General features: G+C 37.1%; 23 protein-coding genes. 2 read left to right on the forward strand and 21 right to left on the reverse strand.

The window, feature by feature from the left end:
• Nucleotides 1-3: 3 nt before the first annotated feature.
• The 16 genes from RMO03_RS13810 to RMO03_RS13885 all read right to left on the reverse strand — a co-directional run bounded on the left by RMO03_RS13810 (nt 4) and on the right by RMO03_RS13885 (nt 14,632).
• Nucleotides 4-1,890: a DUF3857 domain-containing protein gene (locus RMO03_RS13810; RefSeq protein WP_309642691.1), complete on the reverse strand. Its 1,887-nt coding sequence runs from the start codon at nt 1,888-1,890 to the stop codon at nt 4-6.
• Nucleotides 1,887-3,779, reverse strand: coding sequence for a DUF3857 domain-containing protein (locus RMO03_RS13815; RefSeq protein WP_309642692.1), 1,893 nt, complete (start codon nt 3,777-3,779; stop codon nt 1,887-1,889). The genes RMO03_RS13810 and RMO03_RS13815 overlap by 4 nt, the downstream gene beginning before the upstream one ends.
• Before the next feature lie 13 nt (nt 3,780-3,792).
• Complete coding sequence (locus tag RMO03_RS13820; protein ID WP_309642693.1) at nt 3,793-4,365, reverse strand: DNA-3-methyladenine glycosylase I; 573 nt, start codon at nt 4,363-4,365, stop codon at nt 3,793-3,795.
• Nucleotides 4,365-5,012, reverse strand: coding sequence for a queuosine precursor transporter (locus RMO03_RS13825; RefSeq protein WP_309642694.1), 648 nt, complete (start codon nt 5,010-5,012; stop codon nt 4,365-4,367). The genes RMO03_RS13820 and RMO03_RS13825 overlap by 1 nt, the downstream gene beginning before the upstream one ends.
• Nucleotides 5,013-5,108: 96 nt before the next feature.
• A complete protein-coding gene (locus tag RMO03_RS13830; RefSeq protein WP_309642695.1) occupies nt 5,109-6,089 on the reverse strand; it encodes a hypothetical protein in 981 nt (326 codons plus the stop codon).
• 12 nt (nt 6,090-6,101) lie between these two features.
• Entirely contained in the window at nt 6,102-7,031 is a 930-nt protein-coding gene (locus RMO03_RS13835; RefSeq protein ID WP_309642696.1) for a DUF6175 family protein, read from the reverse strand.
• 44 nt (nt 7,032-7,075) lie between these two features.
• On the reverse strand, nt 7,076-7,555 hold the full coding sequence (locus tag RMO03_RS13840; protein ID WP_309642697.1) for a hypothetical protein: 480 nt from the start codon (nt 7,553-7,555) through the stop codon (nt 7,076-7,078).
• A 13-nt stretch (nt 7,556-7,568) separates the two neighbouring features.
• The gene (locus tag RMO03_RS13845; RefSeq protein WP_309642698.1) at nt 7,569-8,087 is read right to left on the reverse strand and encodes a hypothetical protein; all 519 of its coding nucleotides are present in this window, start codon (nt 8,085-8,087) and stop codon (nt 7,569-7,571) included.
• 21 nt (nt 8,088-8,108) lie between these two features.
• Nucleotides 8,109-9,326 (reverse strand): hypothetical protein, encoded by a 1,218-nt coding sequence (locus RMO03_RS13850; RefSeq protein WP_309642699.1) that lies wholly within the window; start codon nt 9,324-9,326, stop codon nt 8,109-8,111.
• A 10-nt stretch (nt 9,327-9,336) separates the two neighbouring features.
• Nucleotides 9,337-9,915, reverse strand: coding sequence for a porin family protein (locus RMO03_RS13855; RefSeq protein ID WP_309642700.1), 579 nt, complete (start codon nt 9,913-9,915; stop codon nt 9,337-9,339).
• A 128-nt stretch (nt 9,916-10,043) separates the two neighbouring features.
• Nucleotides 10,044-10,868: a translation elongation factor Ts gene (gene tsf / locus RMO03_RS13860; protein ID WP_309642726.1), complete on the reverse strand. Its 825-nt coding sequence runs from the start codon at nt 10,866-10,868 to the stop codon at nt 10,044-10,046.
• Between the two features lie 98 nt (nt 10,869-10,966).
• Nucleotides 10,967-11,815 (reverse strand): 30S ribosomal protein S2, encoded by an 849-nt coding sequence (gene rpsB, locus RMO03_RS13865; protein ID WP_309642701.1) that lies wholly within the window; start codon nt 11,813-11,815, stop codon nt 10,967-10,969.
• A 166-nt stretch (nt 11,816-11,981) separates the two neighbouring features.
• A complete protein-coding gene (gene rpsI / locus RMO03_RS13870; protein WP_309642702.1) occupies nt 11,982-12,368 on the reverse strand; it encodes a 30S ribosomal protein S9 in 387 nt (128 codons plus the stop codon).
• Nucleotides 12,368-12,823, reverse strand: a complete 456-nt coding sequence (gene rplM, locus RMO03_RS13875) for a 50S ribosomal protein L13 (protein WP_309642703.1) — start codon at nt 12,821-12,823, stop codon at nt 12,368-12,370. Before rplM ends, rpsI begins: the two co-directional genes overlap by 1 nt.
• Nucleotides 12,824-13,024: 201 nt before the next feature.
• A complete protein-coding gene (locus tag RMO03_RS13880) occupies nt 13,025-13,852 on the reverse strand; it encodes a ferritin-like domain-containing protein (protein ID WP_309642704.1) in 828 nt (275 codons plus the stop codon).
• 24 nt (nt 13,853-13,876) lie between these two features.
• Nucleotides 13,877-14,632, reverse strand: coding sequence for a ferritin-like domain-containing protein (locus RMO03_RS13885; RefSeq protein WP_309642705.1), 756 nt, complete (start codon nt 14,630-14,632; stop codon nt 13,877-13,879).
• A gap of 375 nt (nt 14,633-15,007) precedes the next feature.
• Between RMO03_RS13885 and RMO03_RS13890 the strand changes: the two genes are divergently transcribed.
• Nucleotides 15,008-16,033 carry a LacI family DNA-binding transcriptional regulator gene (locus RMO03_RS13890; RefSeq protein WP_309642706.1) on the forward strand — a complete coding sequence of 342 codons (1,026 nt, stop codon included), beginning with the start codon at nt 15,008-15,010 and terminating at the stop codon, nt 16,031-16,033.
• On the opposite strand, the gene RMO03_RS13895 is transcribed toward RMO03_RS13890, so the two are convergent.
• The 3 genes from RMO03_RS13895 to RMO03_RS13905 form a co-directional block, all read right to left on the reverse strand.
• Entirely contained in the window at nt 16,028-16,690 is a 663-nt protein-coding gene (locus RMO03_RS13895; RefSeq protein WP_309642707.1) for a methyltransferase, read from the reverse strand. The two genes, RMO03_RS13890 and RMO03_RS13895, sit on opposite strands and share 6 nt — an antisense overlap.
• A 109-nt stretch (nt 16,691-16,799) precedes the next feature.
• Complete coding sequence (locus RMO03_RS13900) at nt 16,800-18,320, reverse strand: radical SAM protein (RefSeq protein WP_309642708.1); 1,521 nt, start codon at nt 18,318-18,320, stop codon at nt 16,800-16,802.
• A 2-nt stretch (nt 18,321-18,322) separates the two neighbouring features.
• Nucleotides 18,323-19,402 (reverse strand): radical SAM protein, encoded by a 1,080-nt coding sequence (locus RMO03_RS13905; protein WP_309642709.1) that lies wholly within the window; start codon nt 19,400-19,402, stop codon nt 18,323-18,325.
• A 79-nt stretch (nt 19,403-19,481) separates the two neighbouring features.
• On the opposite strand from RMO03_RS13905, the gene RMO03_RS13910 reads away from it, so the two are divergent.
• Complete coding sequence (locus RMO03_RS13910) at nt 19,482-20,591, forward strand: glycosyltransferase family 4 protein (RefSeq protein WP_309642710.1); 1,110 nt, start codon at nt 19,482-19,484, stop codon at nt 20,589-20,591.
• On the opposite strand, the gene RMO03_RS13915 is transcribed toward RMO03_RS13910, so the two are convergent.
• Nucleotides 20,576-21,616, reverse strand: coding sequence for a glycosyltransferase family 4 protein (locus RMO03_RS13915; RefSeq protein WP_309642711.1), 1,041 nt, complete (start codon nt 21,614-21,616; stop codon nt 20,576-20,578). The genes RMO03_RS13910 and RMO03_RS13915 overlap by 16 nt on opposite strands.
• Nucleotides 21,613-23,328, reverse strand: coding sequence for an ABC transporter ATP-binding protein (locus RMO03_RS13920; protein ID WP_309642712.1), 1,716 nt, complete (start codon nt 23,326-23,328; stop codon nt 21,613-21,615). Before RMO03_RS13920 ends, RMO03_RS13915 begins: the two co-directional genes overlap by 4 nt.
• Nucleotides 23,329-23,358: the final 30 nt, after the last annotated feature.

A 23,358-nucleotide genomic window follows, 5' to 3' on the forward strand; every position in this document is an offset into this window, starting at 1 on the left:
CAATTAAGCTTTCAACAATACGATGGAGGATTTATAAAAATCGGCAGCACCATTAACCAACTCACGATATTCAGGATATCGGTCTTTTTCAAGATGCGTAAAATTATAAAACTCTTCAATAGTGATGGTCACAATGCCATTTTCAATGTTACCTTTCGATTCGAATAAACCGATAACAACGCCTTTTTCGTCTTTAAGTTCACGGTGAAAAGACAAGTTGTCAATGCTTTTAACAGTATAGCCTTTGGGAATATTGAAACGAATGGTGTGCTCATATTTCTTAGGATAATTTAAATCGATTGGATTTTCTCGTTCGGTTTCTTGATAAAAATTAAGCTGATTCCCAAGTACTTTTCCAATAGTAACAACATAATTCTTTCCGGCATTTTCTACCCACGACTCTTTTATTTGCACTTCAGTATTGAAAGTGAGCGGTTTTTCATCGTCGTAATTGTTGCGATATTCCTGATTTTCTATTGTATACGTATTGATGTCAACATCTACACCTTCGTAATTGATATTCTTCACATATTCTTTGAGTTTGTCCTGAGGAACCGTTTTCAAGGTAGACCGCAGCGAATAACTCGAATAGCCGGTAAAAGTCTTTTTCTTTTTAACCGTGACATTTTCCATAGCGTCATCAATAGAAATCTCATTCACAGAAGCCGACACATTATCATCCATAGAAATGCCGCCAATGATGATAAAGGAATAACTGCCTTGCTTTTCTTTTGTTCCATAACTTATACCAGTGTTGTCAAAAGTAACGGATGTTGGTGGTCCGTATGGAATCCAAAAATCGAAAGGACAGATGTATTTATCCGTCTCCGGAATATAAATCATGAGTTCAGACAACATGCCCGGAACGGCATTCTGTTGGTCGAAATGATTTTCAAACTTATCGGTTGAAGCGATGAATTCGTATGGAATTTTAAGGCTTTCCAAAACGTCTTTATACAAAAACAAAATCATCGAAGGCGTTACTTTTTTAGTTTCAAGAATGGTTTTGTAGCTTTTCTGCATGCGATCGACCTCGAAATTTTCTTTGATGTAAATATCCATTTTTTTGAGCCTTTCATCGAGTGATATGGAAGTGTCATCGAAACCGATATTTTTGATGAATGTCTTCACCATCGAGCGGGCATTCTCGCCTTCTGAATAGCGGTTGATGGTATTGTAAAAAGCATTCCAGCCAAAATCAGAAGCAATCGAAACCCTGTAATAGAGCTTGGCAAGATTGGCAAGATTTTCCGCGTATTTTTCCTCTTTGTACGCCGGTAAATCCTTTACAGTATAAATCTGATAACCACCAATAGTTTCGGGATGCATGCCATTGTAGGCATTGACAACCGTTGCGCCTTGACTGATATTATTGATTTGAAATTTGCCATCCATCACAGGAATGGTTCTCTGAAAATACTCAACACCTCTAAAATCCGGAAAGTCTTTAATCACATAATAGTATTCGATGATGTCACCGACTTCTACGCCTTCAAAAACAAATTGCTTTTCATCTGAATTGTCTTTTTCGATGATGCGATTCTGAGACAATTCTTCCACTTTTCCATTGGCTTTGATTACGCGTGCTTTCAAATCTCTGTAATCGCGTACATAACGATAGTTAATCGAAACTTTATTGAAATCGTTAATGCCTTCAGTCTGCTGAATTTTGATGGCTACATGTTTTACCACAAATGCTTTATAGGCATATTCACCGACACGATTGTCATACAACCTATAATCCTTAAGCACCACAGCCGGATACGATTTGAATTGCTCGGGAATCTCACGAAATTTCGGAACATCATCCCATTTATAATATTTTACTTCTTCTTGTGAAAAGGCAATAGCCGTTGCGAAAAGGAATATAAAGGCGATTAATTTTTTCATTTTTTAGCGAGGATAATATTTTGGTTATAATACTTGGTAATACTTTTAATGGCAGCATTCCAATTCTCGAAATCACTTTTGTTGAGTAAGATTGTATTGAGTGTCATGGTTTGTGAAACCATCAATTTATTTCCAACTTGGCTGTATAATATAGCAGCGCTGACCAGATTGGTGTCGAGTTTGAAATTTTCAGGAATGAATTCTGGCGTATAACCTTCCGGAAGTTCAAATTCATAATTGAAATCATACGACTTTTTAAAATCGAATTGGTAGGGCGCATTTCGCTTCACAGCATCAATTCGAGAATCAGAAAAAGGGAAAAATAATATGGGTTTGAGCAGCAATTTTCCGTCAATATTCTTGGCCCATTGATCAATTTTAAAATCACTTTTTATTGTTGTTGATTGCTCCGAAAGATCATTGTTGCTCACGGTAATTGCCGATGTACTAATTCTGTCTACAAAACGCGATAGGTAATTTTTGAGCAATTCATTCTTGTCGACAATCGAATTGTAATTGCCTACGAATTCAGATTTAACAAAGCCTTTTAACGCTAAATCAACATTTCCTTTAATGGCATTGCCTTCCAATGTAAACTTAATTTTCGCGGTAGTGTTATTGTTTTGTGCAGCAATAACCGGAACTTTGAGTAGTTTATAATGATCAGCATCGATTTTTAAAAGCGCTTGTTTACCTTGTATAAACGGCGATGGGTTAGGGAAAATAGAAAAATTTCCCGTAGCATCGAGAAAGTAATAGTCATTATCGATATTCGCTACAGCAATCATGTGATTGTCGACAATCGGCGTTGGTACTTCTTCGTAAGTGTAGTTGTTGTGGCGTGTGCCAATCCATGAAATATGCGATTCGATACCGACATGATTGAGCATTTCGTTGAGCAGGTTGGCAATGTCTTTACAATCGCCATACTTTTTTTGAAAAACATCAGCTGCTTCACGAGGGATAAATCCACCCATACCATCTTCAAAAGCGACATAATTCAGACTTTCTTGTACATAATCGAAAACCACTTTGGCTTTGTCTAAATTTTTGGTGAGCCCTTTTGTAAGCTCATCTGCCTTAGCTTTGAGTGCCACTTCGCTGGTTTTATTAATGTCTTTTGTGGTTTCGAAATAAAACTTGTAAAGATCGTCTACAGAGCCCAATACTTTTTGAACGCCACTGTTGGTTTTATAACTTTTAATGTAAAAAATGAGGTGTGGACTGTAATAAGAAATGGGCGGTGCTGAATCGAAAGTTTCTTCGTTTTCTGAGTCTTTGAGTTCCCAGTTGTATATGTTGTAATTGCCTTCAGAGCTTGTGGTAAATGCAATTTTATCGGTACCGTCGCCGTGCAGCAAGTATCCGATTTCTACATCTTTTGAGATTTTAAGACTGATGCGTGAATTTTTACAATCGAGGTTGTCTTTGAAATAAAATTTATCAAGGAATTGTGGCTTGCGGTAAAGTTTTTTGTAGGACGAATAGGTTTCTGAGCCTTCGGTAAGTCCATCAAAATAGTAATATTTGTATTTCATGTCGTGATAGAAAATATCTTCAATCTCAACATCTGCCGTTTGAATAAGTTTCACTTTTTGTTTTTTCTTATCGGGAGAAATGCTGAACGCTTCTACATCGGTGATGTCTTCAAACGCCGTCGTGTAGTCGATTCTGTTGCCTTTGACACGGTTGTCGTCTTTGTCGCCAATCCATTTTTTCTCTTCCGAAAACAACTGAATGTCGGGATGATTCGATCTGATATCTATCGTATAGCTGTCGGACTTACTGATGATGTAAGATTTTGATTTATTGTTCTGCGCCGAAAGTGTCGTTATTGTCAGAATAAAAATCAATCCTGATAAGATCAGCCTATTTAGTTTTAAAGTCATTTACTTTAGGTTTTTATGGAGCAACTCGAGTTCTTTTCCAGCAATCGGCAACATGATCATCGACCATTCCGGTGGCTTGCATGTGGGCATACACTACGGTTGAACCTACGAATTTAAATCCACGTTTTTTAAGATCTTTACTTAAAATGTCGGAAATGGCTGTTGTTGCTTTGATTTCTGACATCGATTTCAAATGGTTGATGATGGGTTCGTGGTTTACAAATCCCCAAATGTATTTGGAGAAACTGCCAAATTCTTCTTGCACTTGCAGGAACGCAATCGCATTTGAAATGGTGCCTCGAATCTTCAATTGGTTTCTAATAATGCCTTCGTCTTGCAATAGTTTTTGAACTTTAGCCTCGTCGTATTGCGCTACTTTTTTATAATCAAATTGATCAAAAGCGTTGCGAAAATTGTCGCGCTTTTTTAATATGGTATACCAACTCAAGCCTGCTTGAAAGGTTTCCAATACCAGAAATTCGAATAATTTATCGTCGTCATAAACAGGATTGCCCCATTCATTATCATGATAATCTCGGTATAAATCATCTTTTTCGCACCAAGCGCAACGTGTTTTTGTTTCCATTAATTACTGTGAATGTATTTTTCGATTAGATAATGCCCTAGATAAATTAATGGTGTGAGTAATATGGCTATAATTAATTTGACAAAATAACCCGTAAAAGCCGATAGTATAAAAACTTCGGTGGTCATTTTTCCGGTCATCCAAAAGGCAATCCCGAGTACAATGAAACTGTCGAAAAGTTGTGAGATTACGGTTGATCCTGTACTTCTAAGCCAAATCATTTTATCGCCGGTTCTGTTTTTGACGAAATGAAAAATGGTCACATCAATCAATTGCGACACGAGGAAGGCCGTGATGCTCCCAACAATAATCCACATGCTTTGCCCGAAAACGGCGGTAAACTGATTATCAGTCACTAAGTTTGAACCATTGACAGCAGGGATTTTCAAAGCAGCATATAGCAATACAAAGCAATAGGCGATCAAACTTGCGGTGATAACAGAAAGTCTTTTGACGCCTTTTTCTCCGAAATATTCATTGATTAAATCAGTAGATATAAAAACGATGGGCCAAGGTAATATTCCAATACTCATTACGGCTGAACCTACATGAATGAGTTTTCCGCCAATCAATTCAGCCACTACCGCATTGGTGATGAAGATGCCTGCTAGGACAACGTATACGGTATCTTTTTTAGATTTAAACATGGCTAAATTTAGTAAAACGAATGATTCTAATCTACTTTTTTGATAAAAAAAAACCTCGATTCGTATTAGAATCGAGGTTTTTTCAGTTAAGGCATTTTAGTGGTGTCCCCAACCGATAATGTTGTAAGTCATACTTTTTGGTTGTCCGTTTCCGTATGCTACACCAATATCACGGATGGCTTTGATGCGGTCTCTTTCTAGGTTGACATCAATTTCCATTTTATAGTTCCATTCTCTTTTGTCGATTTCAAGCACACGTTTTCCGATTTTGTCATTCAAAGCTTTCGCTTCTTTATAACATAAAGCTTCAGGATCGATAGCGCTCAATATGCCTCCAACCTCATTAGCGGTTTCCCAGCTTTGGTTCGCATTCCATTTGCTGTTGGCTTCGCTCATTTTAAGTTTACAGTCACGCTCGATATACTTTTTCCACAAAGGTGCAACCGCTGTCATACTTTTGTTGTAGCATTCGGTAGCTTCTTCTGGTACAGAAGTCAGTTTCATAAGTGCACCTTCATAATTAGATTGAGATTCTAAAGCTTTAGATTCATTGATAATCTGACCGCATCTTTCATTGTAATAATTGATGATTTTGGTTTTCGCTCCAGCAACAAAACTTTGAATTCCTGCATCATTTGGTTTGATGTTTTTGATGGCATCCATGTAAGCTTTGGTTTCGTTGGTTCCAACACCTTTCACGGTGACAGTTTGTGTGGAATATTTTTTTCCATCATAACCATCTCCGATATAAAGGTTTACATTTAAAGTTAATGCTATCATCGGCGGTGCCGTACCCAACATATCTTTAGTTGCGACATCAATATCCGGTGTAATGATAAATCTAGAATTGATTCCTGAACCTGAAATACCATTCGCAGAAACAATCTGGTTTAGTTTATTCGCCAACATATTAGCGGCAGCCGGTGGCAAACCTTCCAATTGATCTGGGACATAAGGAGTAATAGAAATCCTGCCTAACGCACCAGCACTTGTAGATGACTCCTGAGCCATTGTCAAAGTAGTAAATCCGAATACTGCTATACAACAGCAAGTGATTTTATTGATTAAATTTTTCATATTGCTTATTTTTTATTTTTCGCCCAGGACAATTACAGCTTGTCCTAAACCTTTCATCATTAATTTATTGGTAATAGCATATGGTGGTGCTTTTAGGAAAGTTTGAAGTCCTTTTAAGAAACCTCTAGCATCAGTAGCTTTTCCTGAAGCATCGTATAAAGGAATACGAACTTGCTCATACAATTGCATACCCTCGGTTGAATCGCTCAAACTGTATCTTCCTTTAACGGTATTAGCAGTCATCCATTCTTCAATGACCGTTCCTAATTCTTTTCCGTCGAATTCTTTTTCTAAATCATCCGGCCAAGAATCGAATTTCTTGATTCTTACGATGATTTCACGTCCATTGGCAAACATATCATCGAAATGCGCTTGCAATTGCATATTGAAATTATCGATATGCGACAATACAGCTTCTTCCAATAATACTGGTAATTCAGCAGAAAATGATGGAGCACCAGTCCCGGTATCTCCAGCCACTTGCTTGTCTGTATAGGCGTCAAGTCCTTTTAAAGTATAGGTTATGGATTTTTTTGGGCCCGTAGTGTTCACGGTCCAAGTCAATTCCATAATGATGTCAGCTTTTGCAACTTTTTTCAATTTGTCGATTGGCGTTTCAGCAACACCAGCGCCGCTTTTAGAACTTAACATAGCATTTTCTGCACTTTCAGACTCTAAAGTTTTCAGTGCTGAAGCCATATCTTTTAATGGAAATCCTCTGTCTGCCATCAACGTATTGATTTTAGCGATTACTGCAAGCAAGTCTGCATTTTCTTGAAATGCTTTTTTGAAATCAGGAATTTTAGTGATTGTTCCTTGATTATTAAAACTCATCATGTAGCCATTGGTGTTACACCAAACATCACTTGGAACTACCATAATGGTAGGTTTCTTAGCTTGTCCGAAAGCAAAGCTTAAACAAAGGACAGCCACTAGGGTCATTATTTTTTTATTGAATTGATTTTTCATCATGTAAAATTGCTAAATTATTTAATAATGCCGTCAGCGATTAATTTCGCTTTTAGTTCAGAACGAAGGACTCTTACGATAAATCCGTTGGTTACGCTACCACGTCCTTTTTTCTTATCACGGCTCACTTTGTCTAGGATTCTTTCATCACGAAGCGAAATGAAATCTTTAAATTCTCCGCCGTCAGCAAAAAATTTATTGAAATAATCTTCGTATTTCTCTTCTGCATTGACTTCAAAAATCAATGGTTTTTGTTTGCAATCCTGTTTTCCTTCTACAAGTCCGTAGAATATAATGTCTCGGATGGCGTTCTTTTTCGCTTGCTCTACAGCATCCGATCTGTTTCGTCCATTTCCCCATGCTTTCACGGTTGCTGAACCATCGCCTTCAACGCCCATGCATTCGGTTTTATAGCCGTAATTTCCAGCTATTTTCTTTTGTGAATAGAGCGCCGATGCCGACAACAATATTGCAAAAAGTACTATTTTAATTTTCATAACTATATATTATTTAAAATCCAGATGACAATCCTCTAATAATTCCTGCAGCTTCTAAATCTTTACGTAAAGCATCTTTAGAAACAGAAACAATCACACCAATTTTGTATTCTTTACCGACTTTTACTCGGTCGCCTGCATCAACATTTCCGTCTGAAGATTCGGATACGTATTTCATATATTTTCCACCTTCTTCAAAAAACGGATCAAAGAAATCTGCTTTTTCTTCTTCAATATTGGGGTTTGAAGCCAGTGCTTTTTGAGAAGTGCATCCTTGTCCACCGCCTGAAAACCCTTTAAAAATAACACCATGAACGGCATTCTTTTTAGCTTGTGTAATGGCAATATCTGCTTTTTTAGAATAGGACCAAACCTTGATTAGATACGTTCCGTCTTTGCCAATACCGGCACATTCAATTTCATAACGCCATTCTCTTGTGGCTTTGTCGGCTTTTTTTTGTTTTCCTGATTGTGCAAAAAATGCAGTAGTAAAAACTAAAAGCACAAGAGTCATTAATTGTTTTGTTTTCATTTTTAAATTGATTTTAAATTATTATTTTCCTTTCTTTTGAACGATCAGCATTCCGGCATAAAAAGTTCCTCCACTTGTTTTCTTGAAGAAAGTTTTATCGGTTGTGCTGTTTGGGTTTTCTTCGTCAGCACCGTAACGGTTGTCCCAGATGGGTTGGCTGTCGTCTACTTTCAAAGAACCTACGACTACATATTCGGTTTTACCGTTTTTGTCTTGACGTTGTTCCAAAACATCAAATTTTGATTTTTCTGACACACCTTCTTTCAAACCAATTTTGGCTGTGATTGGTTCGCCACTATACAAAGGTGTTTTGGTTTTGAATTCATCATGATTTTTTTGAAGCTTAACAATTACAGCATCCACAGCTTTGATGGTTGCTTTTTCGATAAGTTGTTCTTCTGTTTTCTTTGTAAAAACGGATGATTGTACATCAGCCCATGAAGTATCAGATCCGATAAGTTCTAATTTAAAAATATTAGAGTCTTCAAACGCTTTCTTTTTTTCAGGAGTAATCGTTTTGTCATCAGCCCAATAATCATTGTAGAAAATAGCGGCAGTTTCATCATTCCAAACCAAGCGATATAAGTAAGCTGTGGTTTTAACTACATACCCTTTACCGGCTACAGTAACCGCACCAGAGGTTAATGTTGCTGTAGCAGCAACATCGCCTAAGCCTGCTGAACTGGCAACACTGCCAATTTTGTCTAGCCAACCGTTTACTTTTTTAGCTACTTCTTCTTTAGAAACGTAGTTGTAATCATTCACTAAAACAAATGTGTTCTTGATTAATTCTTCACCGGCATCAGATAAAGTACTTAAGCCTCTTTCACTTGCCTTAGCTTTGGCAATATCGAGTGCTCCTGCATCATAACTTCCACGGGTTTTAATTAAATCCATGTTGAAACCACCGGTTGCAGATCTGTTGAACCATTTGGCTACAACATCTTTTGCAACGTGATTGTTTTCAAGAAAAACAGAAATGTTTCCTGATTCATCTTTTGCGTTTGAGGTAGGAATAACACGACTTCCAAGGTTGTGGTCGTTGAATTTTTCCGGAATTGGACCTTTTTCGAATGATTCTCTTATCACACTTGCATAAGGTCGGGTTTGGTCATCAATCATCATCGTGTAAAGTGAACTTCTACGATATTTTGTAACTGGATTGGTTGCTTCTGTCTGGGCGGTTATTGTGGAAGTCCATGAGAGAACGGCAATAACAAGGAGTATATTTTTTTTCATCAAAGACAGCTTAAAATAATTTTCCAATAGAAAATTGGATTACGGCATTACTAGCTCTATTGTTGTCACCTAAGTATCCTAAATCAGACAATCCTAAATTATATCTAGCTTGAAAAAACACACCATTTTTCAATTCATAGTCTAGTCCTGCATCCAAACCAAAATCGATGGTTTTAATATTATCAATTTTTTCATTAGAATCATTGGTTTTGTATTTTCCAGAAACTAAGAATCCGACTTGTGGTCCTGCTTCTAAACTCAAACTTTTAGCGATTGGAAATTTTGCCAATACAGGAAGTATAATATAATCTATTTTAAGTCTTCCGCCGCCATCGCTTGTTACACTAGCTCCTTGCCCAGAATAGAGTAACTCGGGTTGTATTGAAAATTTGTCATTAACAATAATCTCAGCAACTAAACCGGCATGGATACTTGTTCTGATGGCTACATCTTCAACATCTCCCATTAAATTAGCAACGTTCAATCCGCCTTTGATACCCAGTTTGATGCCTTCCTCGCGTTTGTTTTTTTGTGCATTTGCTACCACGATGGAGCATAATGCAAATAATAAGATAAATGATTTTTTCATGATTCGTTTGTTTTTGTTTTTTATGTTCTGATTTACAAGTTTATAACTTTTTTTTAAATTACACAATAAAAAAAGAGATGCTAAAATTTATTCAACATCTCTTTTAAATATTTAAGTAAAATAGGGGATTATCCTAATGCTGCTCTCTTAAATCCGGTAACGGTTAAGTTTGTGTCAACTGATTTTATGTAAGCAGAAACACTCATTGCACTGTCTTTGATGTAATCTTGATTTACCAAAGTATTGTCTTTGAAGAAACGACCTAATTTCCCTTTCGCAATATTTTCGATCATAGCTTCAGGTTTTCCTTCTTGACGCAACAAATCTTTAGCAATTTCGATTTCTTTTGCAATGGTATCAGCATCAACTCCAGCTTCGTCTAAAGCGATTGGGTTCATAGCTGCAGCTTGCATTGCTACGTTTCTTGAAGCTTCTTCAGCTCCGGCAACGTTAGCAGAAAGTGCTACCAAAGTAGCAATTTTGTTTCCGGCGTGGATGTAAGATCCAACAAAAGCACCAGACAATCTTTCGAAAGAACCGATTTCGATTTTTTCTCCGATTACACCGGTTTGCTCGATTAATTTTTCAGCTACAGTGATTCCGTTGAAATCAGCAGCCAAGAAAGCTTCTTTTGTATCGAAGTTCAAAGCCAAAGTGGCTAAGTCTGTAGCTAATTTTACGAAACCTTCATTTTTTCCAACGAAGTCCGTTTCGCAATTTAATGTGATCACTACACCAGCAGTTTTGTCAGCATTTACAATAGCAATCGCAGCACCTTCTGTAGATTCTCTGTCAGAACGGTTGGCCGCTACTTTTTGTCCTTTTTTACGTAGGTTTTCAATTGCTAAATCGAAATCTCCGTCTGATTCAACCAATGCTTTTTTGCAATCCATCATTCCGGCACCGGTGATGGTTCTTAATTTATTTACGTCTGCAGCAGTAATTGTTGCCATTTTTTCCATGATTTTTAAAGTTAAAATGAATTACGAATTACAAATTAGGAATTACGCCTAAACATAATTCCTAATTCATAATTCGTAATTGTTTTGTTTTATTCTTCTGTTTTTTCAGCTTCTTCAGTTTCAGGAGCAGCTACTTCAGCAACCACTTCTTCTACTACCGGAGCAGCTTCAACAATTGGAGCTTCAGCTACTACTGCTGTAGTTTCTTCAGCAACTTCTTCAGCGTTTTCTTCCGGAATGGCATCAGCATTTCTGTTAGAAAGTCCGTCGATAACGGCAGCAGTCACTAAAGATAAAATTTTATCGATTGATTTAGAAGCATCATCATTGGCAGGGATTACGTAATCCACTTCACGTGGATCAGAATTTGTGTCTACCATTGCGAAAACTGGAATGTTTAATTTTTGTGCTTCTTTTATGGCGATATGCTCAGCTTTTATATCTACTACGAACAATGCAGCTGGTAGTCTAGACATATCAGCGATTGAACCTAGGTTTTTCTCTAATTTAGCACGAAGACGATCTACTTGCAAACGCTCTTTTTTAGAAAGGGTCATGAATGTTCCGTCTTTCTTCATTTTATCAATAGAAGCCATTTTCTTAACGGCTTTACGGATGGTTACGAAGTTGGTCAACATTCCGCCTGGCCATCTTTCAGTGATGTAAGGCATGTTGGCAGCTTTTGCTTTTTCAGCAACGATATCTTTTGCTTGTTTTTTGGTAGCAACGAATAAGATTTTTCTACCTGATGCAGCAATTTTTTTCATGGCTTCGTTAGCCTCTTCAATTTTAGCTGCAGTTTTATATAGATTGATAATGTGAATTCCATTACGTTCCATATAAATGTAAGGAGCCATGTTCGGGTCCCATTTTCTAGTCATGTGTCCGAAGTGAACACCTGCTTCTAGTAATTCTTTTACTTCTACTTTTTGTGACATTTTTTTCTTAGTTTACGTTCTGTTGAATTAGCAATTTCTAAGTAGCTCTTGCGATGGTCTTAAAAATTTAGATGCTAAACTAATTTCCTGATGAATCAGGACAACAACAACATTGTTTTTAATTTTACTAATCTGATGTCTTGCCCAATAGACAAGACAGGCAATATTAACGTTTAGAGAATTGGAATCTCTTACGAGCTTTCTTCTGACCGAATTTTTTACGTTCTACCATTCTTGGGTCTCTTGTTAATAAACCTTCTGGTTTTAAGATAGCTCTGTTTCCTTCGCCAACTTCACACATTACTCTAGCCAAAGCCATACGAACAGCTTCTGCTTGACCTGTTGAACCACCTCCGTATACGTTTACTTTTACGTCAAAGTTGTTTACGTTTTCTGTCATAGACATTGGTTGTAATACTTTGTACTGTAATGTAGCCGTTGGGAAATAAGTTGCAAATTCTTTTTTGTTCACGGTGATTTTACCTGTTCCTTCCGAAACGTAAACACGTGCCACAGCGGTTTTTCTTCTACCGATTTTGTGAATTACTGCCATTACTTAAGATCGTTAAGGTTAACTGTTTTAGGTTTTTGAGCGCCTTGTTTGTGCTCTGAACCTACAACAACATTTAAATTTCTGAAAAGTTCTGCTCCTAATTTGTTTTTAGGCAACATACCTTTCACCGCTTTTTCTACTAATAATGCAGGGTTTTTTGATTGCAATACTTTAGCAGTTAAAGTTCTTTGTCCTCCTGGATAGCCTGTATGACGCATGTAAATTTTGTCATCCATTTTTGTACCCGTAAGGTTAATTTTTTCTGAGTTGATAACAATGACGTTATCTCCGCAGTCCACGTGTGGTGTGTAACTTGGTTTGTACTTACCTCTCAAAATCATAGCGACTTTTGAAGCAAGACGACCTAAGTTGTGACCATCAGCATCTACAACAATCCACTCTTTCGTTACCGTGGCTTTGTTGGCTGACATTGTCTTGTAGCTTAATGCGTCCATAATATTATTTTAATTAAACATTCCATCCCCAATAAAGGGGTTGCAAAAGTACATTATTTTATTTTAAATCCAAATAGCTGTAAAAGATTATTTTAAGGTTTTTTTTGGCTCGTCATTTTTTTTGTAAATCAGACTTTTATACAGCATAAAAAAAGCCACCTAAATAATTATAGATGGCTTTATAATATATCAATTCTGGTATCAAACGATAAATAGATTTGCAATTGTAACTACTTGCTGTGTATTTAAAGCTTCATCAAATGATTCCGCACCAGCAAATCCCGGAATTGCCGGTCCTAAAGAGCCATTATTTACAGTTGAAGTGTTAAATCCTGCCTGCATGGTATTTTCCTCGCCGACATAGTTTGCATCGGCACGGGAATCTATACCATTAGAAGCTCCGGTGGCTCCTCCGATCCATCCTTTCTGACCTCGCATTCTTCTGATTTGAGAAGCGTGGCGTGCTTCAACGGAATGTATTTGAAGCGCGACAGTAAGAAGATCTGTACCAAGCAAGTTGCCAGCCTGTCCTTTATATGCTCTAACCCCCGTATCTTCAAATGCCTGTGCAACTGCCATAAAAGTAGCTGGGTTTGAAAAAACATCTGGAAACGCACCGCCAGCGGTAAAATCAAAAGTTGGTTTTGGGACAAAATTTGCACTTGCAGTGCCACCCAGACCAGCTATAAGATAATCCACATGGGCATTTTCATGCTGTGAAATTTTCGCGATTACCGTACGGTCAGCGAGAGAAATCAAACCTACTGTGTCAAGACCAATTTGATAAAATTCTTTTTCGAGGTATTCAAGCGTCAACGCCAACTGTAAAGCACCGGTCGGTGTGTTTGGCGTTGGGCCAATATCAGAAGCGAATGCTTTGTTTGATAAAGCGGAAAGCCCAAAAGGAATAGAAGCGAATGCTATTTTTTTACCAATATTTCCAAACTGTCCAAAACTTTCTCTTCTTGAGGCTTTTCCGGTCATCAAATTATCGTCGGAAAAAATCTCTAATAATTTTGAGATATTCATGATTTTTATTTTTTTAAATTAATTTTATGGTAAATACATCGCTGTGAATTGTGTCGTGATGAATGGGTCGGCAACAGGGATTACCAGTGAAGGTACTTTAGCAGTATCAAGCCCGGTAATTGGATCCACGATATCATCTCCGGCAAAATCTACCGAACCGGGATTTAGCAAATTCCTAATGGCCGATGCGTGTCTTGCTTCAACTGAAACAATTTTCCCCGCAATTAACAAATAGTCAGGATTTGTGATTATTTTTCCTGCGCCATTATATGCGCCGACTCCTGTGTCTTCCAATGCTTTCGCAGTATTAAGCACACTGCTACGACTATTAAAGTTTACAGAATCGTAATTAAAGGCCAATGCAGGAAGCAATTGTGTTCCTGGATCAGGCAACGCTCCGGTCAACGCAGTTTTAAAAAATTCTCTGTGGATGACTTCATGACGATACAAATCCGTCAAGACTGATTGTTCGTCGGCGTTAAAAATGGTCGTAAATTGAGAACTGTTGACCACTTTAGTGTAAAAGTCAGCCTCAAGTTGCTCTAAAGCATAGGCGTAAGTCAGGACTCCTAAATCGCCACCGCCCAAATCAAACACACCATTTCTGACACCTGGAAGTTGTGATGCAGCTGGTATAGTGGTGTTGTCATCATCATTGTTACATCCCACCAAAAGTAAACCTACTCCGACTGCTGACAAGCCGCTGATTTTTAAAAAATTTCTCCTGTCAGTGTGATAGCGCACAGGATGAACTTCATGAACTTTTACTTCATTTTTCATAATTTAGAGTTTAATATTCACATTCCGTTAATTAATCAAAATGAGAGCTTTGAAATATTGAATTTGATTGGTATTTCTTTAATTTACAGTTAAACTTTAGATTTCCTTCCAATTTTTTAATGACCTTTTTTTTGATTATGGTAAAGTTCCTCTTTGTACTTTATGAATACTTGTAGAATTCAAGCTATAACTTGTGAAATTCTTCAAAACGGTGACACTAAATATTCACAATATGTCATACTTAATCCTAAATCCTAAGCGTTTTTTTAAGGAATAGATATTATCAGCGATATATTTATCGTAAATCCTGAAACCGAAATGCATCGACCTGTTTATCAATTTAGTTTCTTATTTTTACGATTCAAATTAAGAGATATGAAATCGAAAGCCACCTTAAAACAAATCGCCAAAGAACTTCACGTATCGGTTTCTACCGTTTCGAAAGCATTGAATGACAGCCCGGAAATTAGTGAACAAACCAAAATCAAGATTAAGGAATACGCCAAACTCAAAAACTACAAGCCCAATGTTATTGGTTTGAATCTTAAAAATAGAAAGACGAAAACCATAGGCGTGATTATTCCTAATATACTCAATCCGTTTTTTGCCAAAGTGTTTACAGGGATTGAAAAAGTGGCTGAGGAAAAAGGATATAACGTGATTACTTGTATTTCTAACGAATCGCTTGAAAAGGAAATCAGCACCTTGGAGGTTTTAAACAATGGTACGATTGACGGATTTATATTGTCGGTTTCAGAAGAAGCGCAAAAATTGCAAGAGTACAATCACTTCAATGAGATTATCAATAGCGGAACTCCGATTGTGATGTTCGATCGTATTTCGGATCAAGTGGAATGTGACAAAGTGATCGTCGATGATTTTGATTCAGCTCAAGATGCCACGCAACATCTAATCAAATTGGGTTGTAAAAACATCGCATTATTTTCCGCCATTGATAATTTAAGTGTTGGAAAACTCAGAGCCGACGGTTATTTCAAAGCATTGGAATTGAATAATATTAAAGTCAATCAAGAAATAATCATACGCTCCGATTCAGAAACTGATTTCGACATCAAAGCGCAAGCTCTATTTAACAACCAAAAAATTGATGCTGTTTTTGCTTTAGACGAGCATGCTTCTGTAACCGCCATCAAAATGGCATTGAAAAAAGGATACAAAATTCCCGAAGCAATTTCGATTATTGGTTTTGCCGATGGCGTTTGGTCAAGAAGGTTAACGCCGAGTTTGTCAACGGTGAGCCAACATGGGCCGGAAATTGGTGAAGCTGCTGCCCGATTGCTTATTAAAAGATTGGAAAGTAAAGAAGACGAAGAACTGCCTTTTGCGACAACCATTATCAGAACGGAATTGCGACAACGCGAATCTACCAGAAAATTATAGTTTTTTCAATTCAAAAATAAAATTGGATTCTAAGGCCACCTTTTTTTCCAATATCAAATCGAAAGCGATGTCATTTTGTAATGCTATCGCTTTTATTTTTTCGAGTTCACAATCTTCTGAAAGAATCATGTAAGTTGTGTTGGTTGCATTTAAATATGCTGGAAGCTGTTGAAAAAGCCTTTCAAAATACTCGAAATTTTCTCCACAAAACCAAGCATTTTCAGCAATCGAAGTTGGGCTTTTAGGATAATACGGCGGATTCATGATAATGTAATCGAATGTTTTTCCTTGCAGTTTTTCGAATAAATCAGATTGGAGAATAGCCATTGAAACCAGATTGTCTTTTGCATTTTGATGTAAAGCTGACAACGCCACATCATTAATATCGGTTGCCGTAACGACTGCTCCTTTTTGCGCCGCTAAAATTGAAATTATACCACAACCGCAACCCAATTCTAAAACCGTTTTGTCTTTGAGCGAAAGCGTGTCGATAAAATCCAACAACAGTTTTGTGCTAATGGTAATGAATGGCGGAAACACAGTCGGCTCGACCCAAACAGTAATGTTATTATATGAATATTTTCGGCGCTTTTTCAAATAAACAGCACTGGCTTTTTGCAATATTGGACTGAGGATTCTTTTAATAATGGCTTTCATGAATTTTTTAAAATCTAAATTTTAAACTTTGCGTCTCCGCGTCTTTGCGAGATTTTATCTTTTCTCGCAAAGGCGCAAAGACGCAAAGAGATTTGTGGTATATGAAAAATTACTCTGAATAAAATCCCTCTATTTCAGGTTGACGGTATTTCCAAAGTTTGTGCAAAGCCTTAATTTCATATGGATGATGATAAAAATTACTTTGGTAACGCAAACTCGAAATGGTTCTAAGAATTTGTCTTTTGTAACCCTTGATTCTAAAATCAGAAACTGTCGGATAATACCCATTCAACACTGTTTCGAAATTTTTAATCGTATCAATCATATACGGTTTGAGCCAAGGCGTCAGTGGGTTTTTTCTGAGATCGAAATTTTCCCAACTCGGCGAAATCCAATCTTCCAAATGTTCGGGAAATGAAAAACCGGCTTCGAGAATTTGCTTGTACAATTCCGAACCTTCCGTCGGCACTGGACTAAAAAGATAAATGATGATTTCCGCATCAGGATTGATGACTTTGATTTCTTTGATGAAATTGATATCCCACAAAATCTGATCATAAACTTCTTTCTCCGTTTTGGCGGGCATGCCTAAAACAAATGATAATTCAGGAATGATGTCGGCATTTTTCATGCGCAATACAAAATCTTTAATCATTTGTCCCGATTGTGTTCCGCCTTTATTCATCTGTTTCAAAACGGCATCGTTTCCCGTTTCGGCACCAAGAAAAATCATTTTGCAACCGGCTTTTCGCATGAGTTTCAAATCGTCGTCGCTATACATATTAATCGTATCGATACGCCCTTCGCCCCAATAACTGATATTGTCATTCATGATCAATTCCGAAAATTCGAGCACTCTTTTTTTAGCCGTGAAGAAATTATTGTCGTGAAATTCAATCGCATCAATACCATATAGGTCTCTGAAATATTTCACATCTTCATAGATTCTTGAAGCCGACATGCCTTTCCATTTGGCATTAAAAATTGGAACGACCGCACAAAACGAACACGAAAACGGACAACCCATACTCGAATGGTAAGACAAGGTTTTGTTGCCCATAAAGGTTTTCGCGAGATAATTTTTGACAGGATAAAACGAATTCAAATAATCATAAGGAAACTTCGGCAATGTATCTTGATCGAGTAAAGCTTCGACAGCCGTTTTAACGATTTCACCTTGAGCATTTTTATAAATCAGGTTTTTGATTAAAACCAATGCTTCGGTTTCATTGGCTTCAATGGTTTTGATGAGTTCTGGGAAAGTATTGTCGCCAGGACCATTGATGACATAATCTACAACACCGGAATTGAGTGCTACTTTATATTGATTCGATGCAAAATATCCGCCCCAAACCGTAACGATATCAGGATATTGTTCCTTTATTTTTTTTGTGAATGGAATCGCCTGACGCAATTGTGGGCCGGGCATGACCGTCGAACCGAAGTATTTGAATTCACCGGTTTTCAAATAGTTTTCAATAGTTTGCCATGGATCTTTTTCGAGATTGCCGTCCACAAAAACATAGTCGTATTTATCATGAATCGATGCGCCAACTTGCAGAATCGAATTTGGAATGCGATGCTTGCCATTGGCGCTGCGCGGATTGAATATGATGGTTTTATTTTTCATAATTAAAAGGCGCTACAACAGCGACTGCAAGCCGGAAGAAATCCACCGGCATCTCGAAGGTCTTTGCGGAATTTCCCAAAAACCTTAGAATTCCAAATGTCTTCTAGCGAGGTGTCGTATAGGTTTCCAACTTTCAAATTATAACACCTGCCGTGTGCCGGAATAGCCGAACCATCCGATTTGATCATGATGCTCGAATAAACCGCTTCGCATCTTTTGCCGAGAATTACCTCAGATTTGTGGTAGTACGTTTCTAAACTTTCTAAATCATGGATTTCCGGGGAAAAGTAAATTTTAAAAGGATATTTTTCTTGCGTTATCTTTTGTATCTGTTCTAAAAGAAGTGGTAAATCCATATTGTTGAGGCTCATTTCATCCAAATTAGATTCCGTTGCGGGATAAGTATTTCCCCATATTTTATTATGGGCAATCGCAATCGCAGGTTCTCCAAATTGGGTGTGCATGAATCCAATTTCATGCAAAGGCAAATCTTTAAAATAATCAGCAAACAGTTTCAAATTATCTACATTCCATTCGGTGATTGCACTCACAATAGATACTTTTGGATGGTTCGGAAACGAAAATAATTTCCGAATCCCTTCGAGTGCTTTTTGAAAAGATTTTTCGTTGCCGCGAATCATATTGTGCGTCATTTCCAATCCGTCGAGCGAAACGTATATTTCACTAAGTCCTGCTTTAACTAAGGCTTCCGCTTTGTTAGGCAGCAATAAAGCATTTGTGGTTATTGCCGTATATAGATTTTTTTTGGTTGCATATTCAACAGCTTTTACAATTCCCGGATAGGCCAAAGGTTCCGTAAATGCAAAGCCTAATTTTGCTTTTGGAAAATAACGTTGCGTTTGATCCGCTATTTTTTCAAAAAGCTCCATTGGCATGTTGAGTGGTGTGGTGCCGACTAAATTGGTGGCGAAGTTTGTCTCTAAACTTTGGGTACCTACATCACACATTTTGCAGTGCAGATTACAGGTGTTGTTAACCCCCAAAACAATCCATTCGGGCGAGAAAAAATAATGCTCCGGGAGCATCTTTTTATTGGCATATTTCAAAACTCTTTCGACCATGGGATTAGCGATATAGATTTAATTTAGACTCCTTCATAACAAAAATAGGCATTTTAAATATTTTTTTTAAATTTGGTGGATGTTTAACACTAATAGCGTGAACTTCATTGATATTTCGGTTTACAACAGGAATATAAAATCGATTCAGGAAGAGATTGATTTCACGCCGCACTCTTTGGGTTATCTTGATTTCTTGGATAAAAATATCCATACTACAATTGTTCGCTTTGGCGATTCAAGTGAAGCATTTGACCGCTATAAACTTTATCGATACCATCTAAATGACAGCTTGCGCTTGTTTCGATTTCTTCATTCTCAAAAACCAGCCATTGTTTTATTTCACGGATTTTCATTTCCTTTTAGATTTCTATTCTTAAAATTCCTTTTAGGGAAAAACTTCAAATGGATCATTCAACATCATGCGGGCAATCCTTCTAAAAATAAATTAAAATCTTTAATCCAAAGAATCGCTTATTCTCAGGCTGATGGTTATTTGTTTGTTACGCAAGAACAAGCGTCTGCTTTTATTGAAAACAAAATAATTCCATCAAAAGATTCCGTTTTTGAAATCATGGAATGCTCCACTTCATTTGAGCTTTTTGATAAAAAAACCGCTAGGGCAAAACTCGGAATCACAACTGAAAAAAAAATCTTCATTTGGGTGGGAAACCTTGATGAAAATAAAGACCCGATGTGCTTACTCAGAGCTTTTCAATTTTATAAAAATCAAGGCAACATATTCGAACTGTATCTGTTTTATAACAAAACCGATTTATTATCCGAGATGGAAACCTTCATCACCCAAAATCACTTGGAATCTTTTGTTTTTCTTAAAGGAAAAATCAAGAATGCTCAATTGGAATATTGGTTTAATGCCTCGGATTTTTTTGTTTCCTGTTCTCATTCCGAAGGCAGTGGCGTGGCTTTGGCAGAAGCGATGGCTTGTGGCTGCGTTCCAATTGTGAGTAACATTCCATCATTTGAATACATGACCGAAAATGGCGCTGTTGGGAAATTATTCAACAAAGGAAATCCAATGCACTTGGCTCAAAAATTAACCGAACTAACCGGAATCAATATTGAGTCTGAACGAAAAAAAACCCGTGAAATATTCGTGGGAAAGCTCTCTTTTCAAGCTATTGGTAAAAAAACGTCGGAAGTGATTCATCATCTTTATGCTGATTTATAGTATAGGTCATAAATTTCTTTGCAAACAAAATCCATCGAATAATATCGAACGCGCTTGGCCGGAGGCAGGTTTTCTAGCAATACACTTATTTTATCCACAATATCCATTTTGATTTCATGAAAATGAAAATTCTCAATTGGCTTATCCATCATCGGAAGTGTGCCGATGAGCTGGCAGCCCGAATACAATGCTTCAAAATACACCGTCGAACCACCTTCAAAAAGAGAAGTATGCAAAAATATTTTGGAATGGTTCATTTTATCCAAAGTTGCAGCGTGTGAAATCATTCCTAAAAAAGTAACATTGTCTTCGAGATTGTTTTCTGCTACGAAACGTTTTAAATCTTGCTCTTGCTCACCCATTCCAGCCAATTCGGCTTTGATGTTGGGCTTTATTGCTTTTAAAGCCAGAATGATTTCGAGAAAGAATTTGTAGTTTTTCAATGGCGATAAAAATCCCGCACCAAAAACATCAATGTAGCGTTGCTCGTTATTAAGAGGCGGAAACAGGTTTTCATTAATGGCCATCGGAATTATTTTGTGTGCACGAATGGCGGCAGACTTATAAAGCGCTTCATTATTGTAATTTGACAACGTCATGATTTTGTTCGGATTGGGTTTGAAATAACGCAAATAGACATTGTCTTTTTTGACATCCTGCCCCAGCATCCAGGTGAATTTTTTGCACCGGAATACCTGAGTGAATACACTGAATTCGTTGTGCCATAAGTTTAAAATACCATCATATTGGTTGGCTTTAACCAGCCGATGTAGTTTATAAAATGATTTCAAAAGAAATACTACTTTCAAAGGATACTTGATGTCATTGCCTTGCAGCGGAATGATTTTGATGCCATTCCAATCATAAGGCTTTTCAAGCAACGGTTTGTGAATGGCGACAATTGTCAATTCGACATCTTGGTATTGTTCTTTGAAAGCTAAAAATACATGCTGCAAAAATGGAATCACATGACTTTCGCTCGCATCTTTTGGGAAACTCGGGGAAATAACCAACAGCTTTTTCATGATGATTTCTGGGTGCGGGTTATTGATAAACTGCTTTTTTCTAAAACATAAGTCTGTTCACAAAACGAATTGATCGCTGGATTATGTGACACGATAAGCACTGCCATATTGGTTGATGCTGCAATTTTTCGAATAAAATCATAGAGTTTTATTTCTAGTTCTTCGTTTTGTTGGTTGGTCGCTTCGTCTAAAATCAAGAGTTGCGGTTTTTGATATAAAGCCCTTAATAAAGCCAGTCGTTGCTTTTGTCCGCCTGATAATTTCGCGGTATTGTGTTGTATTATGGTTTCCAATCCATGTGACTGGTTTTGGATTAATTCTTTGAGTTCTAGATTTTCAAGTAAATAGTCAATGTATTCAAAATCGATTTTTGCAGCAGTTTGTCGCATCGTAATGTTTTCCAACAATGAACCGTGAAATAAGAACGGTTGTTGCGCAACATAACTGATAAATGGAAAAAACGGGTGGCTTTTTACGGGTTGATTATCAATAGTAATGCTGCCTTTATTTGGCATTAATAATCCGGCAACCAAATGTAAGAAAGTGGTTTTTCCGGCGCCCGTAATTCCTTTTATTCCAATGATATCGCCTCTTTTTATCGTGAAATTGATGCCTTCAAATACCGGAATCTTGTTGTTGTATTCAAAAGCAATATCGCGGAATGTTATATGGTTTTCAAATTTTGAATAAACCGTAGTCGTTCTATTTGCTTTTTGTGCTTTTTGCAATATTGCAACGCTGTAAAAATGAGCATTGACCATCGTGATGGCATTCAAAATCTTACTCAAAGAAGGCACTATCTTGATGCTCAAAGCGGCCAGAACGGAAATCAACACAAAGTTTTCGCCATTTCCGGTCGAAAAGAAATTATAAAAAATCAATCCGGCAATGCCAATAATCAGAAACAATTCTAAGTATTTCGAATAGTTACTCGAAGAAGAAGTCAATAAGCTCGTAACGCGATTGAGTGATTGGTTGTGGGTTTTAAATTTGCTTAAAAATGACTGTTGGTTCCCGGCGCTTTTGATTTCAATGTAACCATCTAAAATATTCAATAATTCCGCATTGGCTTTGGATGAAGCTTCTTTATAAGTGGTATTGATTAAATTCATTTCCGCTTTTTTCAACTTGAAAATCAATAAAGCGAAAAAGCCAATAGCCATTAAAACCACCAATGTCAATTTGAAATAGCAAATCAACAGCACCATTAAAATACTGATAAAAGTGAGGCTTTCAGAAACCAAAAGCAATAATGATGCAAGCAAACTCGTAGCAAAATCGCGCGTAGCGGTCGTTGTATTTTGGATCAAAGCCCCTTTTTCTTGTTCTTGAAAAGACAAATAATCACCATTTAAATATTTTTCAAGAATATCCATCGATAACGCATGCGACAAATCGTATAGAAACCTATACAACCGAACATTATATTGCGCTTGTAAAAGGTTTTTAATAACATAGAAAACCACTAAAAGGAGCACACCGAAGAGCAAAGTATTTGGGCTCAAAATATCTATCGGAAGCTGCTGTTCCTTAAAGTAAGTTGCGAGTTTGTTTTTGTCTAGCAATATCAGAATCGCCGGAACGAGGTAAGCAATCGAAATCAGATCCAAAAAACTAAAAACAACAGCACCATACAAAAACTTCCGAAAACTTTTTCTTTTAGTTTCGGGAATTACCGCATGGATGTTTTGTATTGTAGTAATGATTTTCATTTGTTTTTTTGCAAGGTGTCTTTTATTAAA

The organism is Flavobacterium sp. (genome assembly GCF_031411595.1).
Taxonomy (GTDB): domain Bacteria; phylum Bacteroidota; class Bacteroidia; order Flavobacteriales; family Flavobacteriaceae; genus Flavobacterium.

Bases quoted from the DNA above. Each gene is read 5' to 3' on its own strand.
- RMO03_RS13810 (WP_309642691.1), bottom strand. From the start codon at position 1,890: ATGAAAAAATTAATCGCCTTTATATTCCTTTTCGCAACGGCTATTGCC.
- RMO03_RS13815 (WP_309642692.1), bottom strand. From the start codon at position 3,779: ATGACTTTAAAACTAAATAGGCTGATCTTATCAGGATTGATTTTTATT.
- RMO03_RS13820 (WP_309642693.1), bottom strand. From the start codon at position 4,365: ATGGAAACAAAAACACGTTGCGCTTGGTGCGAAAAAGATGATTTATAC.
- RMO03_RS13825 (WP_309642694.1), bottom strand. From the start codon at position 5,012: ATGTTTAAATCTAAAAAAGATACCGTATACGTTGTCCTAGCAGGCATC.
- RMO03_RS13830 (WP_309642695.1), bottom strand. From the start codon at position 6,089: ATGAAAAATTTAATCAATAAAATCACTTGCTGTTGTATAGCAGTATTC.
- RMO03_RS13835 (WP_309642696.1), bottom strand. From the start codon at position 7,031: ATGACCCTAGTGGCTGTCCTTTGTTTAAGCTTTGCTTTCGGACAAGCT.
- RMO03_RS13840 (WP_309642697.1), bottom strand. From the start codon at position 7,555: ATGAAAATTAAAATAGTACTTTTTGCAATATTGTTGTCGGCATCGGCG.
- RMO03_RS13845 (WP_309642698.1), bottom strand. From the start codon at position 8,087: ATGAAAACAAAACAATTAATGACTCTTGTGCTTTTAGTTTTTACTACT.
- RMO03_RS13850 (WP_309642699.1), bottom strand. From the start codon at position 9,326: ATGAAAAAAAATATACTCCTTGTTATTGCCGTTCTCTCATGGACTTCC.
- RMO03_RS13855 (WP_309642700.1), bottom strand. From the start codon at position 9,915: ATGAAAAAATCATTTATCTTATTATTTGCATTATGCTCCATCGTGGTA.
- tsf (WP_309642726.1), bottom strand. From the start codon at position 10,868: ATGGCAACAATTACTGCTGCAGACGTAAATAAATTAAGAACCATCACC.
- rpsB (WP_309642701.1), bottom strand. From the start codon at position 11,815: ATGTCACAAAAAGTAGAAGTAAAAGAATTACTAGAAGCAGGTGTTCAC.
- rpsI (WP_309642702.1), bottom strand. From the start codon at position 12,368: ATGGCAGTAATTCACAAAATCGGTAGAAGAAAAACCGCTGTGGCACGT.
- rplM (WP_309642703.1), bottom strand. From the start codon at position 12,823: ATGGACGCATTAAGCTACAAGACAATGTCAGCCAACAAAGCCACGGTA.
- RMO03_RS13880 (WP_309642704.1), bottom strand. From the start codon at position 13,852: ATGAATATCTCAAAATTATTAGAGATTTTTTCCGACGATAATTTGATG.
- RMO03_RS13885 (WP_309642705.1), bottom strand. From the start codon at position 14,632: ATGAAAAATGAAGTAAAAGTTCATGAAGTTCATCCTGTGCGCTATCAC.
- RMO03_RS13890 (WP_309642706.1), top strand. From the start codon at position 15,008: ATGAAATCGAAAGCCACCTTAAAACAAATCGCCAAAGAACTTCACGTA.
- RMO03_RS13895 (WP_309642707.1), bottom strand. From the start codon at position 16,690: ATGAAAGCCATTATTAAAAGAATCCTCAGTCCAATATTGCAAAAAGCC.
- RMO03_RS13900 (WP_309642708.1), bottom strand. From the start codon at position 18,320: ATGAAAAATAAAACCATCATATTCAATCCGCGCAGCGCCAATGGCAAG.
- RMO03_RS13905 (WP_309642709.1), bottom strand. From the start codon at position 19,402: ATGGTCGAAAGAGTTTTGAAATATGCCAATAAAAAGATGCTCCCGGAG.
- RMO03_RS13910 (WP_309642710.1), top strand. From the start codon at position 19,482: ATGTTTAACACTAATAGCGTGAACTTCATTGATATTTCGGTTTACAAC.
- RMO03_RS13915 (WP_309642711.1), bottom strand. From the start codon at position 21,616: ATGAAAAAGCTGTTGGTTATTTCCCCGAGTTTCCCAAAAGATGCGAGC.
- RMO03_RS13920 (WP_309642712.1), bottom strand. From the start codon at position 23,328: ATGAAAATCATTACTACAATACAAAACATCCATGCGGTAATTCCCGAA.